The sequence below is a fragment of the Deltaproteobacteria bacterium genome (assembly GCA_011773515.1).
Lineage (GTDB): Bacteria > Desulfobacterota > Deferrimicrobia > J040 > J040 > WVXK01.
On the sequence record WVXK01000048.1, the window covers coordinates 7,464 to 23,414 of the forward strand.

Below are 15,951 nucleotides of genomic sequence, written 5' to 3' on the forward strand. Positions count from 1 at the left end.
AGGGCAGAGGATGCCCTGAAGGAGGCGCTGGATAAAAAAGGCCTTCCCTATCAGGTCGATCCCGGAGCAGGCGTTTTCTACGGCCCGAAGATCGACATCAAGATTAAGGACGTTCTGGGAAGGGCCTGGCAGTGTTCGACGATTCAGGTTGATTTCAACAACCCCGAGAGGTTCGACGTGAACTACATAGCATCCGACGGAAAGGAGCACCGGGCTATCATGATACACCGGGCGCTCATGGGGTCACTCGAGAGGTTTTTCGGCATCCTCATCGAGCACTACGCCGGCGCTTTTCCCCTCTGGCTTGCGCCCGTCCAGGTAACCCTGTTGACCGTAACGGACAGGACGAGGGATTACTGCGAGCAGGTAGCGCAGAAGCTTCGCAGCGAAGGGGTCAGGGTAAGAGAGGACATGAGAAACGAAAAGCTCTCCTTCAAGATAAGAGAGGCCCAGGTCAGCAAGATACCCTATGCCCTGGTCCTTGGCGAAAGGGAAATGGAAACGGGTACGGTTACCCCGAGACAGAGGGGGGACAGGCATCTTCCATCGATGTCCGTTGACGAATTCATTTCGATGATAAGGTCAGAACTGGAAGGAAAGGAGGAAGGCCATAGCAAAGAAGGTTAGGGTGAACAACCGGATTACTGCTACCGAAGTAAGATTGGTCAGTGCAGACGGTGAGCAGGTCGGAATCGTCAGCACCGAAGAAGCCCTCAATAGAGCCAAAGACCTGGGTCTCGACCTGGTCGAGGTTGCGCCAAATGCCAATCCGCCCGTATGCAGGATAATGGATTATGGAAAATACAAGTACCTCCAGAGCAAGAAGGAACACGAGGCCAGGAAGAAGCAGACCATAATCAATGTGAAAGAGATGAAGATAAGACCCAGAACCGATGAGCACGATTTCCAGGTTAAGTTAAAACATATCAGGCGCTTTCTCGGCGATGGAGACAAGGTGAAAGTAACCTGCAGGTTCAGGGGAAGGGAGATGGCATTCCAGAGCCAGGGACTGGCGTTGCTCAACAGGATTGCCGAGGAAGTCTCGGAGTTAGCGAAAGTCGAGTCACATCCAAAATCGGAAGGAAGGACAATCGTAATGATCCTTGGTCCCCTTGCGGTCAAGAAGAAAAGCTAACGGGAGGATAGGATGCCGAAAATCAAGACGAACAGGGGAGCAGCTAAGCGGTTCAAGGTTACCGCAACGGGAAAGATAAGAAAGAACAGCGCGAACAAGAGCCATCTGCTCACCCATAAGAGCACGAAGCGCAAGAGAAGGCTGAGAAAGTCGGTCATGATAGATTCGACGAACGTCAAAGCTGTCAAGAAACTCATACCCTACCTCTGAAGTGGCGCGGGAGACGGGGAAAAGATATAACTTCCAGGAGACGGTAAGATGTCGAGAGCAAAAAGAAGCAGCCATACGAGAAAGAAGAAGAAGAAGATCCTCAAGATGGCGAAGGGATACAGAGGGGGAAGGAGCAGGCTTGTGAGAACCGCAAAAGAATCCGTGGCCAAGGCCCTCATGTATTCCTACCGTGACAGGAAAGTGCGTAAGAGGGATATACGTGCGCTCTGGATCCAGAGGATAAACGCGGCCACCCGGCTTCACGGGCTTTCATACAGCAAGTTCATAAACGGCCTGAAAAGAGCGGACGTCGATATCGACAGGAAAATCCTCGCCAACCTTGCAATCCACGACGAAGATGCTTTCAGGCACTTAGTGGAAATTGCGAAATCATCTCTGGGTTGAGCCGAATTGTCCGATCTACACGAAACAATAAAGAGCATCCGTCAAGAAGCAAAAGATCTCATTGAAAATGCCGAGAAGGAGGGAGACCTCCTCGAGATAAAGGGGAGGTATTTCGGCAGGAAAGGGTCGTTGTCTGCCCTCATGAAAACCCTCGGGTCTCTTCCTGCAGAAGAGAGGAGAAAGGCCGGGAAAAGCTCAAACGAAGCGAAACGTGAGCTCGAACGGCTCTTCGATGCGAAGCTCGCGGAGATAAAGAGGAGGAGGAAGGAGCGGATCGGCACCGAAGCGGCGACCGACGTCACCCTTCCCCTGCATCTCATTCCCACCGGAAAAATCCATCCCGTATCGGAAACCCTCTTTCATATCATCGATGTTTTTTCCCGGCTCGGTTTCACCGTGTTTTCAGGCCCTGACATAGAAACGGACTATTACAACTTTGAAGCACTGAATATCCCCCCCGACCATCCAGCCAGGGATATGCAGGACACCTTCTACATAGCGAACCTGGATGGAGACCTGGTACTGCGCACGCACACCTCCCCGATTCAGATCCGCGTGATGGAGCGGTTACAGCCCCCCGTGCGCGTTATCGCACCGGGCACCGTGTACCGCTGCGACTATGACATTACCCACTCTCCCATGTTTCACCAGGTGGAGGGTTTCGCAGTAGACAGGGATGTCACCTTCTCTGATCTGAAGGGTGTCCTGACTGAGTTTTGCGGGCTGATTTTCAACAGAAGGGCAACCCTGCGTTTTCGCCCCTCCTACTTCCCCTTCACCGAGCCGAGCGCTGAAGTTGATATCGAATGTGTAATCTGCAACGGAGATGGGTGCAGGGTCTGCAGTGAAACGGGATGGCTGGAGATCCTGGGATGTGGGATGATAGACCCGGCAGTATTCGAATTCGTCAATTATGACTTCGAACACTATTCGGGTTTCGCATTTGGGATGGGAGTGGAGAGAATAACCATGCTCAAGTATGGAATAAACGATATAAGGCTCTTCTTCGAGAACGATACCCGCTTTCTCGCTCAATTTTAACGGTATCAAGATGGAGGGGTAGGCTTTGAAGGCCCTGTACTCCTGGATAAGAGAATTCGTCGAGACAGATCTGGATCCCCACGAAACGGCCGACAGGCTGACGATGGCGGGCATCGAGACATCCTCTGTCAGATATCTGGGAAACGGCCTGGATAGTATCGTAACCGCACGTATCAAATCGATCAAACCCCATCCAAACGCGGGAAAGCTGACCCTCTGCACCGTCACTGATGGAGAGCGCGATTATCAGATCGTCTGCGGAGCCACCAATATTTCCGAGGGAGACAGGGTACCCCTCGCGCACATCGGGGCAACGCTTCCCGGTGGCATGGAGATAAAAAAAACTAAAATCAGGGGCTACTACTCGGAAGGAATGATGTGTTCAGAGAGAGAGCTTGGAATATCTGACGAGCACGAAGGTATCATGATCTTGCCCGACGACACACAACCCGGGAAACCGATTGTGGAAACACTCTTCCTTGATGACTACCTGATGGAGTTCGATATCACACCGAACAGGGGAGATTGCCTTTCCGTCTACGGGATAGCCCGGGAAGTTGCCGCACTTGGCGGGTTTCCTCTGAAGAAGCCTCACATCTTCTTTCCCGAGGAGGGATCTGATATAGAGCGTGAGGTGACCATCGGGATTGAAGATTACGATCTCTGCCCCCGCTATTCATCCCGTGTCATATATGATGTCGAAGTTTCCCCATCACCCCTGTGGCTGCAGAGGAGGCTTCAGATCTGTGGAATGAGGCCCATCAACAATATCGTCGACATTACCAATTATCTCCTCCTCGAGCTCGGACAGCCCATGCATGCCTTCGACCTTGACCTGATAAAGGAGCGCAGGATACTGGTCAAGAGGGCAGGCGATGTCAAATCGTTTACGACTCTCGATGGGATCGACAGGCAGATCCATGAAGAGACCCTGTTGATCTGGGACGGAAAAGACCCGGTTGCAGTTGCGGGAATCATGGGAGGGGAAAACAGCGAGGTGCATCGGGGAACCAGGAAGGTTCTCTTCGAAAGTGCCCATTTCAACCCCCTATCCGTGAGGAAAAGCAGGAACCGGCTCGGAATTTCAACTGAATCATCCTACCGGTTTGAGAGGGGAGTGGACCCGGCGGGGACCCTTCTTGCGATAGACAGGGCCTTGACGATACTCGCGGGTTTCTCATCCTTCACTACCTGCAGGGGGTTCATCGATGAAAAGAGTGAGATCAGCACATATACCCCGGTCCGGCTCCGCACGAAGAATGCACAGAGAATTACCGGTATGAAGATCGCAAAAAAAGATGCCGTGCAGGTTTTCCGGAACCTCGGCTTTGAGCTGGCCGATGGAAAAGGAGATGAGATTCTCGTACACGTTCCTTCGTTCAGGTTCGACGTTACACGCGAGATAGACCTCGTAGAGGAGATAGCGCGGATGCTGGGGTACCACAACGTACCCACCACCTATCCGAAAGCCGACATCCCCCACTCTTCCGCAGACCACGAATTCATCGAGTTTAAAAAAAGTGCCTCCCAGATCCTCTCGTCCCTCGGCCTGATGGAATCGATAAACTACTCTTTCATATCAGAGAAGACGTTCAATCAGCTAACAGAATATTCAGATGATTTCTCCGAGTCGCCCGTCACGATTAAAAACCCGATATCCGATGACACGGGCCTGCTGAGACCTTCCCTCCTGCCCGGCTTGCTCAAAAGTGCCAGCACGAATATATCGAGGTACAACAGGGATGTGCGCCTGTTCGAGATAGGAAAGATTTTTAAAAAGTCCCTCAAAAAGGAGTTCTTCGAGGAAAACAGGCTCGCCACTATATTTACGGGCAATCTCTCCATCGATCCCCTGTCGGGGAGGGAGAAAAAGGTCGACTTCTACTACGCAAGGAACGTCCTCGATAAAATATTCGCCGGGCTCAAGATCGATGATACCTTCATCGTGGCGGAAAAGACCCCGGGAATTTTTCAACCTGGAGAATCGGCAGCCATCAAATTCGAACACAAAACGGTCGGTTACATCGGATTAATTAATGCAGCCGTTTGCGATCTCTTCGATATTGAAACGGAAGTCTACTGTTTTGAAATCAACCTCGATCTTCTCTTTAAAATAAGGAGTCCCGAAAGAACGTACCGCCAGATCTCCAGGTATCCCCCGATGGAGCGAGACATCTCTTTTTTCATCAACAGGGAAATTCCCGTCGGTGACATCCTTGCATACGTCAAGAGAGTGGATGACTCCCTGATAGCGAGCGTCTCGATATTTGACGTTTATCGCTCAGAAAAACTCCCGCCGGATAAGAAAAGTATCGGCTTGCGCGTGGTGTATCAGGCAGACAATAGAACCTTGACTGAACAGGAAGTTAATGATATTCATAGAAAAATAATTATTCTCATAGAAAACAGATTTGGTGGTATGGTCAGAAGTAGTTAAAGAAGGAGGAAAATATGACGAAGGCGGATCTGGTAGAAATCATTTACGAAAAGGTGGGGCTATCCAAGAAAGAGGCAAAAGACATCGTAGAGACGGTGTTCGATACGCTCAAGGAAAGCCTCAAAGATGGAGAGAAAATAAAGATTTCCGGATTTGGAAACTTCTCCGTGAGAGTGAAGAGGCCCCGCAGGGGTCGGAATCCCCAGACGGGTGAGGACATAGAAATTTCTGCCAGGAGGGTGCTCACCTTCAAGGCAAGCCAGATCCTTAAAGATCACATCAACAGCTTGGATCAGGAAGAAGTTCTGTAAATTGACGAGGGCAGGGTTTGAAGCAAAGTATCCCTGATAAAATCTACTTTAAAATTGGGGAAGTAAGCAAAATTGTTGGTGTAAAGGCGTACGTAATACGATTCTGGGAATCTGAATTCAAGATAAACAGGGCGAAGACAAAGACGAGCCACAGGATCTACAAGGCGAAAGATATCGAGCTTCTCTTAACGATAAAAGATCTCCTGTATAACAAGAAATTCACCATAGACGGCGCCAAGAACAAACTAAAGGAGCTTCAAAAGGACGAAAAAGAAAAGCAGTTATCCCTGTCCCTCGACGAGGGAAAGTATCAAAAAATGCTTCTCAACGTAAAGGGAGAGCTGAAAAGAATAAAGAAAATACTCGAGAAGACCACGAGATGACCGTCGGGGCGTAGCGCAGCATGGTAGCGCACTTGCATGGGGTGCAAGGGGTCGCTGGTTCAAATCCAGTCGCCCCGACCATTTTTTCTTTCCTTACCGCCACGGATGTTGCTTGCTGTCTCAATCCGCCGTTATTTGATTCCTCAAGGCGATCATCCTACAATGGAGACGGTAAAATAGAAGGGGGAAGAAACTGCTGCATCATAAACGTATCTGCAGGAACAGGGTGACCACATGTCAGGAAAAGTGAAGAAGCCCCTCATACTTATTTCCAATGATGACGGTATACATTCGGAAGGCCTGCATGCCCTTGCGAAGGCTATGAGAAAATTAGCCCGCGTCGTTGTCATAGCTCCCGACAGGGAGAGAAGTGGTGTCAGCCATTCACTTACCCTGCAGCGTCCCCTGAGGGTAGACAGGGTAAAGCCGGGTATATACGCCGTTGACGGTACCCCGACAGACTGCATCAATCTCGCCGTGAATAAAATCCTCCGGGAAAAACCTGCACTCGTGGCGTCGGGAATCAACAAAGGGGGCAACCTGGGTGATGACATCACCTACTCCGGGACCGTCTCTGCAGCGATCGAAGGCAGGTTGCTCGGCATCCCCTCGTTTGCGATATCACTCGTGACGAGGAACAATTTCCGATTCGATATCGCAATGAGGGTCGCTACAGACATTGCAAGAGAAATCCTGGTGAAAGGTCTTCCCGAGGACACGCTCTTAAACGTCAATGTCCCCAACGTTGCTGAGAAGGAGATCAAAGGAATAAAGATTACCCGGCAGGGAAAGCGGATTTACAGCGATGCCGTCATCGAGAAAACCGACCCCCGCGGAAGAAAATATTACTGGATAGCAGGGGAGGAGATAGGCTTTGAGAACAGGAAGGGTACGGACATTCTCGCTGTAAACAGCGATTACATAAGCATTACACCTCTTCACCTTGACCTGACCAATTACAAATCGCTCAGACAGTTACGGTACTGGGAAGACTCGTTGAATAAATCAATGAGGATATCAAAAGGGGGAGGCAGGCGTGAAGGGAGAAGCCGATCCTGACGTTTTGAGCAGGTTGAGATCGCACATGGTCGAGAGCCAGATCATGAAGAGAGGCATACGAGATTCGCGGCTCCTCGAGGCGATGCGGGCAATCCCCCGGCACCTGTTTATTCCCCTCCATCAGAGAGACCGGGCATACGATGACTGTCCCCTCCCGATTGGTTATAATCAGACCATTTCCCAGCCCTACATAGTTGCCCTGATGACGCAGCACCTCCAGCTAACCGGAAGCGAAAAGGTTCTGGAGCTCGGGACCGGTTCCGGCTATCAGGCTGCCATACTCTGCGAACTTGCCGAAAGGGTAATTACGATAGAGAGGATACCAAAGCTTGCCGAGAGGGCTGAAGCGGCGCTATCCGGTCTCGGTTATCGCAACGTTCAGATCATTGTAGGTGACGGAACGGTCGGGTATCCTGACGAAGCCCCCTATGACAGGGTGTTGATAACCGCAGCGACACCGAACATTCCGCAGCCCGTCGTGGAGCAACTGTCCGAGGGGGGAATCGTTGTCGCTCCCGTTGGCAAGCAGTTCGAGCAGGAGCTGTTGAAGGGGATCAAGAGGGCGGGGGGTCTCGACAAAACCTATCTTGGAGGGTGCAGATTCGTAAAACTCGTCGGGAAATATGGTTTCAGAGACAACTGATTCTTTTCATCTCTTTTCTCCTGATCGTTTCATGCGCACAGCCGGGAGTCTACCACAGGGTGAAGAGAGGACAGACCCTTTACCGGATATCGGTCACGTACAACGTCCCATTGGGCAAGATCGTTTCCTACAACGATATCGATGACCCTTTTGACATAAAGGCCGGACAGAGGATCTTCATCCCCGGCGCCGTGAAGCACCTGGACGTTCCCATTGTCAAGCCGCCTGTTTCCGTCAAGAAAAAGATCTTCATAAAGCCCGTGAGCGGCACGATTACCGGGAGGTTCGGGGAACGCAGGAGCAGGCACCATCACAAGGGGATAGACATCGCGGCACCTTCGGGTTCCCCCGTGATGGCCGCGCTATCAGGAAAGGTGATTTATGCCGGCTCGGGTTACTCGGGTTACGGCAAGACCGTTATCATAGACCACCAGAATGGATACATGACCCTCTATTCTCACCTGAAAAAAATCCTGACGAAAGTAGGCAACTCGGTCCGTCAGAGAGAGAGAATCGGAAAGGTGGGGAAGACGGGTAGGGCGACGGGCCCGCACCTGCACTTCGAGGTGCGCCACAACGAAAAACTGGTCAACCCTGTCGATTATCTCCTTCTCTGATAGCTGTGAAGAGATCGGGAAACATAAAAATCTTTACAGGAGGTGGTTTTCTCTATGCACGGAGAACTGAAGGCGAAGATTAGAGACGTTGCTGACTTTCCCAAGAAAGGAATTCTTTTCAAGGATATCACGACGCTGCTGGCCGACCCCAAGTCTTTTCAAATGGCCATCGACCTCATCGCACATCGCTACACCAACGTTCACATCGACGCCGTCGTCGGTGTCGAGGCGCGGGGCTTCATCATGGGCGCAGCCCTTGCTTATAAACTCTGCTCGGGTGTCATCATCGTGAGAAAACCCGGAAAACTGCCCGCAGAGACCGAGAGCGTCACCTACCAGCTCGAGTATGGCGAGGACAGCCTGGAAATCCACAAGGACGCCGTCAAGCCCGGAATGAAGATACTCATCGCAGACGACGTTCTTGCGACGGGCGGCACGATCAAAGCGGTGATCGACCTTGTAAAGAGAATGGGCGGTGAGATCGTTGAATGCGCGTTCCTCGCGGAACTCTCTGCCCTCGGGGGAAGCGAGAAGATCAAACCTTATGGCCACTTTTCCCTTTTGGTGTTCGAGGATTAAGGAGGGTGGTGCCCCCGGAGAGACTCGAACTCCCGGCACGCGGTTTAGGAAACCGCTGCTCTATCCGCCTGAGCTACGGGGGCAGCAAACAGGGTATGATCATAACACAGCAAAATGATGTTTTCAATTGATTCGACGTTACGATCGGGTGGCCATGTGGTATGATATTCTCCTAAAGAGAGGGAAATAGAGGCGCATATGCCTATCTACGAGCTCGAGTGCAAAAAATGCGCAAAGGTTGGAGAGTACCTTGTTTTCGGATCCATGGACGGTGAGATCTGCAAGTTTTGCGGTTCCCCGGAGCTTGTCCAGCTCATGTCGGTATTCGCCTACAAATCGGAAGGGAAATTCAAGCAGGGTGGAGGTGCCGGTTGTGCCGGTTGCAAGGCGAGCAGCTGCTCATCCTGTGCCTGAAGTGTGCCTCTGGTTGTACTTCTTCAAAAATTTTTCAACGTCTTTTTTCCTGAATCGCCACTGGTTTCCGCTCTTATAGCCCTTTATCTGACCTTTTCTCGCCATGTCGTTGACCGAATCGGGACTCAGGTCGAGCAAAATAGCTATGTCCCTGGTCTTGAGAATATTCGGCATGCTTTTCAAGCCCATCAATCCTCCGAACAAAACGGCTTTTTATTTTATATAACATAACAGATAAGCGAAGTAAACGGAAAAAGCCTTGCAAGGGTTCGTATTTTTCATTATCTTTAATCGAATTAACCCGTTTTCATACAAAGAGCCCAGATGAAACTGTTTAAGCTCGTAGCAGGAATAATATTGTTTTGCCTGGATTTTCTCGTCGTATGGTCATTTCCTTTCCGCTATGTGGGGAGTATGCTCGATAAAGTCTATTACCTTTTGTTTGGTCTGGGATGCGTGATATACCTCCTGGTCCACGTCGTGAGAAAACCTGAAAATTTTTATGTATGGAATCACGAATTTTCTCACCTGCTGGCGTCGAAAATGTTCCTCAAAGATGTCAAGGGTTTTCACGTAACACGCAGGCGGGGCGGGAAGGTGGTCGTGGAAAAAACTAATTTTCTCATAGATCTTTCACCTTACCTGTTCTATCCACTCATAATTTTTTTGGTTCTCCTTGCCATTCTCTTTCGGAAAGCGGGATTTCAGGCCGGAATACGGGCATATTTCCTCGCAGCAGGGTATCTTCTCACCATGATGCTCGCCTTCACGGCAAAATCCTTTGTTTCAGGCCAGGAGGATATCAAGCGGAACGGATACCTTTTTTCAGCAACCGTTGTCCTGCTCCTGAACTTCATCATTCTGCCCGTTTATCTTTTGCCGGGAGTTATTGAAAAAAAGGTGTTTATAGAAGATATAATAATGTTATGGTTTAATAGTATTAAGTTAAATACACAATTTATATTTGAAATGGCGGGAAATATATATGCAGGTATGACGGGAACCTTGAGCCGTTGACAGCCCTCTTTCAGAATGCCGTTAACGGGCTTGGCGATTGAGAAAAAAGTGCGCTCGTGACCTAATTCTGATTCGACGCCGGCATGCGGAGGATCTTCTCTGCACGCTCTTTTACCTTTTTTACCTCATCCCCCTCAAGGACATCGATTACCTGTTTATCCTTGCCTATGAAGAAGATCGTCGGGGTATGTATGATGCCATATTTGTCCGCAGCGATAAAAAAGTCATCGACAATCGCATCGAATGCCACGGGATAGAGGATATCGTGATCATCTATGAAAAGAACCACGTTGTCAACATGGGGTTCTCCATCGACATTGACGGATAAGAAATTTACCCCGTCGCGGTACAATTCATAGGTTTCGTTCAGGGCTGGGATAATCTCCGTACAGACCTTGCAATATGCGGACCAGAAGACGAGAACGCTGGCTCTGCCTCCTGGGTTAAACGAAACCAGTTCGCCGCTACGAGATTTCAGTTCGAATGAAGGGGCAACATCGCCCCTTTCAAGAAGGGAAATCAGCCCTTCCGGGAGAGCAGGTTGAGGGAATGACCAGAGAAAGACAACGAGCGTGGCAAGACAGCACCTTGCGAGTCTCGTCATAGCTCACTTTCCGGTTCGGATCTCATTGATTATATTTGCTATCTTGTCCTGTGACGCCCAGTAATAGTTGGCTTCCGCATAGCGGATCTTCCCGGCTTTATCGATAATTATGCTCGTGGGCAATGCATTTATGCAGAACATATCCCAGGCTAAAAGCTCCCTGTCGATGAGCACGGGAAAATCTATCTTCCACTGTGTAAGCGTTTCCTTTATCCTCGCCACGTGAGCCCTGGATATGTTCTGTGCCTCCTGGTTGATGGCGATGACCACGATATCGGGGCTTGTCTTGTATACCCCCTGAAGAAAGGTCAGTTCCTCCTCGCAACGGGGACACCAGGAAGCCCAGAATGCAAGGAGTATTATCTTCCCCCTGTACGCATCCAGAGAGACCTTCTTTCCGTCTATGTCGGTCAGTTCCAGGTTAGGAGAGGCCTTGCCGACCTCGACGCACAGTGCGAAGGAGGAGGGTGGTGCATGAAAGACACAGAGAAGAAGAATGAAAAACAAAATAACGATCGACACCACTCTCATTTGGATATCACCCGGATTTCATTTTGTTTCAATATAATAATAATCATTTTCCAAAAGTCAATGTTTTAATGGATCAGTGGAAATAGAGCCTTTTTGACTCTCCTTCACGATCCTTAATTTGGTCTTAACAAACAAACTGTTTTTGCGTAATATAGTTTGGAATGAAAAACAGGGCCCCCTCCAAATATACAATCAAAAGGAGCAGGGTAGCCGCTTTGCTCCTTATCATCGAACTAACCGCACTCACGATCTTTTTTGGCTTTCTCCTCAAAACCGTCAGGGCGAGATACGCCGATTTGGCCTTTGAGAGCATAAGCGGGAATATCACCGGGAATATCTCATCTGCAATCTGGAGAAGTGCGTCGCTCGTTGCAAAAAACGGGGACGCGCTGCTATCGGAAAAAATTACTGACAGTATAAAAATGTACCTTGCAACCCCGGTGACTTTCACCGAGGACCCATCCATTCTGCGCGGCAAGAAAATGCTCAAATCAGCGGAAGGAGAAAAGTTCAGCCTTTACATCGGCCACCTGCGAAACCAGCCGGAGCAGGGCATGGTTCTGCCATTTGCGGTGGCAAGTAATCCCGACGTGAAAAGTATCGCCTCGGCAGAGCTGAGAGTTCCCGGCATTCTCGAATACCTGAACGGCCTTGCGGCAAGAGGCGTTTACTGCAAAATCTTCTCCCTCGAAGGCCGCATCTCACTCGCCGACACGTCGCTGCTTCCCGCTGACTCACGCCTGGAAAGAATGATTGAAAATTTTGATTCGTGGGAAAAAGCAATCACTGAATTTGATATCGGTGTTACCGTTACCGCTCCCGAGGGTTTTTTAGAAATACCCCTGGTTCCCCAGGTTTGCGTGGTCCTGGGATTTCTCTTCCTCGCATCGCTGGTTTTCTTTCTTCACGTGCGCATAATCAAGCCGGCTTCCTTGTCCATCGACCTTTTTCAGGAGAGAAGGGAGAAGGTGGGAATTGAGCTGCTCGACGGGATCAACCCCGAGAACCTCTACCTGAACGTCAACTCGCTGGTCGGTGAATATACGAACTTGAGGGAAGAGCACAGGGTTGTGAAAAAGAAGCTCGAGGAGGTTGAGCTTGGAAGCCTCAAGGAGTTGAGAAGAAACCACAACGAACTCCTCATCAATCATTCGATAACGAAGAAGATGTTGAAAGCGCTGAACAAGGATAGCGTGATCCCTATCCTGCTCGAAGGGATAAAAGAGCTCGGTTACGAAAATTTTATCTGGGGAAGATTCAACCGGGATGCTCCCGGAATGGAGTTCAACCTGGACGCGCTCAAGTACGGCAAAGAGAGGGTGACCATTCCACTTCTTGACGAAACCTTTTTTCTCACCAAGGTGAGCTGGAGCGGGACATATCACTATGTTGAGGATGCATCCAAGATCGACTGCCGCTACGATGATCTCATCCTGCTGGCAAATGGGCCGTCCTTTGTCATTCCGGTTCTGAAAAACAGGAGGTTCAAGTGTTACCAGCATTTCAAATGCAGCACGAATGATTGTCCCGCCTACATGAGTAACGACCAGAAATGCTGGGTGAGGGGTGCGGTAAAGTGTGATTCCCATATCGTGGAGCCTTCAAAAAACCCGAAGGAAACCTGCTTTAAATGCAACCTCTTCAACGTCGAGGGCGTGCTCATCATCAAGGAAGGGCGGGATGAAAAAGAGCTCAAGACAGAGCACATCGGCAGCATAGTGGGACTGGTGAACGAAGCGTCACTGGCTCTGGAAATTGCCGACCTCTATGAGGAGACAGAGAGGATGTCGATAACCGACGGGCTGACGGGTCTCTACAACCACAGGGAGTTCTTCAAGCTTCTGCGGGGCGAACTTGACAGGTCGAAGAGATACGGAACCAACCTCTCCCTCATGATGATAGACGTTGACAACTTCAAGGTGTTCAACGACACCTACGGTCATCTGGCGGGCGACCTGGCCTTGAAAATGATATCGACGGCCATAAACAGGGCAGTGAGAAAGATCGACATCGTTTCCCGCTACGGGGGCGATGAGTTTACGGCGATTCTTCCCGAGACTGACCAGAGGGGTGCCATCGTTCTCGCAGAGAGGATCAAGAGCGAAGTTGCAAAGATGAACATGTCTCCCGTTGAGGATGAGAGGGCGGCATTGACGGTCAGCATCGGTATCTGCTCCACACATGCAGGCAACATCACCCCGGATCAGCTGGTAAGCAGGGCGGATGACGCCTCCTACCTTGCAAAGAAGACGGGCAAAGACAAAATATGTATCTCTGACAGAATGTAATGAGCATGCTTACGAGAGAAGATTACGAGAAACTCGAAAGTGAAAGGCTTGCCCCCTTCGCGTCCAAGAGCCTCCTTTCCCGCGGCCGAAAGCATCCTGAGGCAGAGGATACGATTCGAACTGCTTTCCAGAGGGACCGGGACCGTATTATCCATTCTGCCGCATTCCGGCGGCTGGAATACAAGACCCAGGTTTTTGTGAATCACGAGGGTGATCACTACCGCACGCGCCTGACCCACACGATTGAAGTCTCACAGATAGCGCGGTCGATTTCCAGGGCCCTGCGCTTGAACGAGGACCTTACGGAAGCGATCGTCCTTGCCCACGACCTCGGCCACACACCCTTCGGACATGCGGGAGAGAGAACGATGAACGACCTGATGGAAAACCACGGCGGCTTCGAGCACAACCTCCAGTCACTGCGCGTGGTGGACCACCTCGAGAAGAGATATCCTGAGTTCAACGGCCTCAACCTCACATACGAGGTGAGAGAGGGAATATGCAAGCATTCATCGGCCTATGACACGACGTCGCCTCCCTTTGAATTCTCGCCCGGAAAAGAGCCCTCCCTGGAGGGACAGATAGTCGACCTGGCCGATGAGATTGCCTACAGCAATCACGACATCGATGACGGCTTGAGAAGCGGCCTCATCACGTTGAAGCAGCTGGAGGGCGTAACGCTCTGGAAGGAAGCGATACAGATGGTGAGAAAAAACTATACCTCACTCGATGACGATGCGCTGAAACACAGGGGAATTTCGACGATCATCTCCTTTCTCACCAGGGACCTTACCTTTTACTCCTGGGAAAGCATCGAGAAGGCGCAACTTACCTCGGTTGACGATGTTCGCAACTTCGGCGGCCGAATGATAACATTCAGCGAGGAAATGAGGGAAAAAAACGAAGATCTCAAGAAATTCCTATATAATAATATGTACTGCCACTACAGGGTCATCAGGATGGAGGAAAAAGCGAAAAGGATTATAGTGGATCTCTATGACGCTTACAGAACAAGGCCCGAGCAATTGCCCCCGCGCTTTTATGCGAAAAAAAACAGGGAAGGCCTCGAAAGGGTGATATGCGACTACATCGCGGGGATGACAGACAGATTCGCGTTAAATGAGCACAAGAAACTGTTCGATCCCCACGAAAAAGTCTAAAAGAATATCCCCGCCAGGTATCACATGAGCAGCTTCGACGAAAGGTTCAAAAAAGCAGTAAGGGAAAACTTTGATGCCAGTGTAGAGCACTACGAACGTTTCGAGCAAAAACATCACCTTTTTGAAAACCTTACCTACAAGCTGGTAGAAATCATGGGAGGGATGGAGAAGGCCTCGAGAGTGCTCGACGTTGGTTGCGGTACTGGCATATCGACGTACAGCCTTTATAAGTGTTTTGGAGACAATTGTTCATATTATGCAATAGATATATCTGCAAATATGCTTGATATTGCAAAGAATAAATACGCTGATCTGGGCAATTTCATATTCATCCACGGCGATGCGGAAAATTTATCCGATCACTTCATAGAGAAATTCGATGCGATTTTCTACACAGCATCGCTCTTTTTGCTCCCCGATTTTAAAAAAAGTCTCCATCAAGCGCTGACATTGCTAAACAACAGGGGAAAGATTGCAATCAGCTTTTACTCGGGACTTTCCGACATGAGAGGGCAGGACCTTATAAAGAAACATTTCGAAGGTTTTTCATACAGATATGGAGCATTTGGCCTTCCTGATCTTATCAAATGGCTAAAAGCATCAAAGATCAAGAATTTTACCACAGAATACCTTTTTCAGGCAGAGAGTGAGTTTCTGACAGAATTTCTCACGATTCCCGCACAGGCTGCAGGCCTTTTTCCGCGCCAGACGTTCAACAAACAGGTCTCTCTGGTGAAGGAATTCGTTCGCGATCTCTACAGCTTCGAAAAAGATACGTTCATGAAGTGGACGTTTATCGTTATATCGTCGTAGAGAGGGGATAATCAGGAAAAAGAGAGCGGGAAAGAGCCAATGAGCGAGCAATCTGCACCTAAGTTAACATAATATACATTATCAGACGTTATAACCGGCATTCAGATGATCCATTCTTCCTTCGCCGGATCTTCCCCCGTTATCCTCATCTTGAATTCGGCCATTTCTGGCCATCTTTCTTCAAAAACCCTGTCGCTGGTCCCGACAACAAAGAATTGAATCGTTCCCTTTCCTTTCTCGAGAAACATTTGAAGCGGATATGAGGCTTCGAAAACATCTTCAAATGCGCAAACGACCTGGTTCC

19 protein-coding genes, 2 tRNA genes and 2 pseudogenes (2 of these 23 running past the window's edge) are annotated in these 15,951 nt (G+C 49.8%); 18 read left to right on the forward strand and 5 right to left on the reverse strand.

The genetic code is table 11. The features are described from left to right. The 13 genes and pseudogenes from thrS to GTN70_04450 form a co-directional block, all read left to right on the forward strand. Positions 1-627 (forward strand): annotated as a pseudogene (gene thrS, locus GTN70_04390) (threonine--tRNA ligase) (it extends 1,188 nt beyond the left edge of the window). Then, positions 611-1,135, forward strand: a complete 525-nt coding sequence (gene infC, locus GTN70_04395) for a translation initiation factor IF-3 (protein NIO16226.1) — start codon at positions 611-613, stop codon at positions 1,133-1,135. Before thrS ends, infC begins: the two are co-directional and overlap by 17 nt. Positions 1,136-1,147: 12 nt before the next feature. Beyond that, a complete protein-coding gene (gene rpmI / locus GTN70_04400) occupies positions 1,148-1,345 on the forward strand; it encodes a 50S ribosomal protein L35 (protein NIO16227.1) in 198 nt (65 codons plus the stop codon). Between the two features lie 48 nt (positions 1,346-1,393). After that, positions 1,394-1,750 (forward strand): 50S ribosomal protein L20, encoded by a 357-nt coding sequence (gene rplT / locus GTN70_04405; GenBank protein NIO16228.1) that lies wholly within the window; start codon positions 1,394-1,396, stop codon positions 1,748-1,750. A gap of 27 nt (positions 1,751-1,777) precedes the next feature. Further along, positions 1,778-2,791, forward strand: a complete 1,014-nt coding sequence (gene pheS / locus GTN70_04410; protein ID NIO16229.1) for a phenylalanine--tRNA ligase subunit alpha — start codon at positions 1,778-1,780, stop codon at positions 2,789-2,791. Positions 2,792-2,816: 25 nt separating this feature from the next. Further along, positions 2,817-5,228 carry a phenylalanine--tRNA ligase subunit beta gene (locus GTN70_04415; GenBank protein ID NIO16230.1) on the forward strand — a complete coding sequence of 804 codons (2,412 nt, stop codon included), beginning with the start codon at positions 2,817-2,819 and terminating at the stop codon, positions 5,226-5,228. 14 nt (positions 5,229-5,242) lie between these two features. After that, complete coding sequence (locus GTN70_04420; GenBank protein NIO16231.1) at positions 5,243-5,539, forward strand: integration host factor subunit alpha; 297 nt, start codon at positions 5,243-5,245, stop codon at positions 5,537-5,539. Positions 5,540-5,556: 17 nt separating this feature from the next. Then, entirely contained in the window at positions 5,557-5,922 is a 366-nt protein-coding gene (locus GTN70_04425) for a MerR family transcriptional regulator (protein ID NIO16232.1), read from the forward strand. Between the two features lie 4 nt (positions 5,923-5,926). Continuing rightward, positions 5,927-6,003, forward strand: a tRNA-Pro gene (locus GTN70_04430). A gap of 153 nt (positions 6,004-6,156) precedes the next feature. Next, positions 6,157-6,981, forward strand: coding sequence for a 5'/3'-nucleotidase SurE (surE, locus tag GTN70_04435; protein NIO16233.1), 825 nt, complete (start codon positions 6,157-6,159; stop codon positions 6,979-6,981). A 25-nt stretch (positions 6,982-7,006) separates the two neighbouring features. Further along, a complete protein-coding gene (locus tag GTN70_04440) occupies positions 7,007-7,624 on the forward strand; it encodes a protein-L-isoaspartate(D-aspartate) O-methyltransferase (GenBank protein NIO16234.1) in 618 nt (205 codons plus the stop codon). A gap of 59 nt (positions 7,625-7,683) precedes the next feature. Further along, positions 7,684-8,241, forward strand: a complete 558-nt coding sequence (locus GTN70_04445; GenBank protein ID NIO16235.1) for a peptidoglycan DD-metalloendopeptidase family protein — start codon at positions 7,684-7,686, stop codon at positions 8,239-8,241. 54 nt (positions 8,242-8,295) lie between these two features. Further along, on the forward strand, positions 8,296-8,820 hold the full coding sequence (locus GTN70_04450; GenBank protein NIO16236.1) for an adenine phosphoribosyltransferase: 525 nt from the start codon (positions 8,296-8,298) through the stop codon (positions 8,818-8,820). 6 nt (positions 8,821-8,826) lie between these two features. Here the strand turns inward: GTN70_04450 and GTN70_04455 are convergent. Then, positions 8,827-8,903, reverse strand: a tRNA-Arg gene (locus GTN70_04455). Positions 8,904-9,018: 115 nt separating this feature from the next. Between GTN70_04455 and GTN70_04460 the strand changes: the two genes are divergently transcribed. Further along, complete coding sequence (locus GTN70_04460; protein NIO16237.1) at positions 9,019-9,234, forward strand: zinc ribbon domain-containing protein; 216 nt, start codon at positions 9,019-9,021, stop codon at positions 9,232-9,234. Here the strand turns inward: GTN70_04460 and GTN70_04465 are convergent. Continuing rightward, positions 9,220-9,423, reverse strand: coding sequence for a helix-turn-helix domain-containing protein (locus GTN70_04465; GenBank protein ID NIO16238.1), 204 nt, complete (start codon positions 9,421-9,423; stop codon positions 9,220-9,222). The genes GTN70_04460 and GTN70_04465 overlap by 15 nt on opposite strands. A 135-nt stretch (positions 9,424-9,558) precedes the next feature. Here GTN70_04465 and GTN70_04470 point away from each other — a divergent pair, with 135 nt between their 5' ends. Continuing rightward, a complete protein-coding gene (locus tag GTN70_04470) occupies positions 9,559-10,251 on the forward strand; it encodes a hypothetical protein (GenBank protein NIO16239.1) in 693 nt (230 codons plus the stop codon). A 61-nt stretch (positions 10,252-10,312) separates the two neighbouring features. Here the strand turns inward: GTN70_04470 and GTN70_04475 are convergent, their stop codons facing one another. Then, positions 10,313-10,855 (reverse strand): redoxin domain-containing protein, encoded by a 543-nt coding sequence (locus GTN70_04475; GenBank protein NIO16240.1) that lies wholly within the window; start codon positions 10,853-10,855, stop codon positions 10,313-10,315. Positions 10,856-10,858: 3 nt separating this feature from the next. Next, positions 10,859-11,386: a redoxin domain-containing protein gene (locus GTN70_04480; protein NIO16241.1), complete on the reverse strand. Its 528-nt coding sequence runs from the start codon at positions 11,384-11,386 to the stop codon at positions 10,859-10,861. Between the two features lie 215 nt (positions 11,387-11,601). Here GTN70_04480 and GTN70_04485 point away from each other — a divergent pair, with 215 nt between their 5' ends. The 3 genes from GTN70_04485 to GTN70_04495 are packed head-to-tail and all read left to right on the forward strand — an operon-like array spanning position 11,602 to position 15,647. Then, positions 11,602-13,674, forward strand: a complete 2,073-nt coding sequence (locus GTN70_04485) for a diguanylate cyclase (protein ID NIO16242.1) — start codon at positions 11,602-11,604, stop codon at positions 13,672-13,674. Positions 13,675-13,679: 5 nt separating this feature from the next. Further along, entirely contained in the window at positions 13,680-14,834 is a 1,155-nt protein-coding gene (locus tag GTN70_04490) for a deoxyguanosinetriphosphate triphosphohydrolase (protein NIO16243.1), read from the forward strand. A 24-nt stretch (positions 14,835-14,858) separates the two neighbouring features. After that, entirely contained in the window at positions 14,859-15,647 is a 789-nt protein-coding gene (locus tag GTN70_04495; GenBank protein NIO16244.1) for a methyltransferase domain-containing protein, read from the forward strand. 279 nt (positions 15,648-15,926) lie between these two features. On the opposite strand, the pseudogene GTN70_04500 reads toward GTN70_04495, so the two are convergent. Further along, a pseudogene (locus tag GTN70_04500) lies at positions 15,927-15,951 on the reverse strand (hypothetical protein); it runs 1,844 nt beyond the window's last position.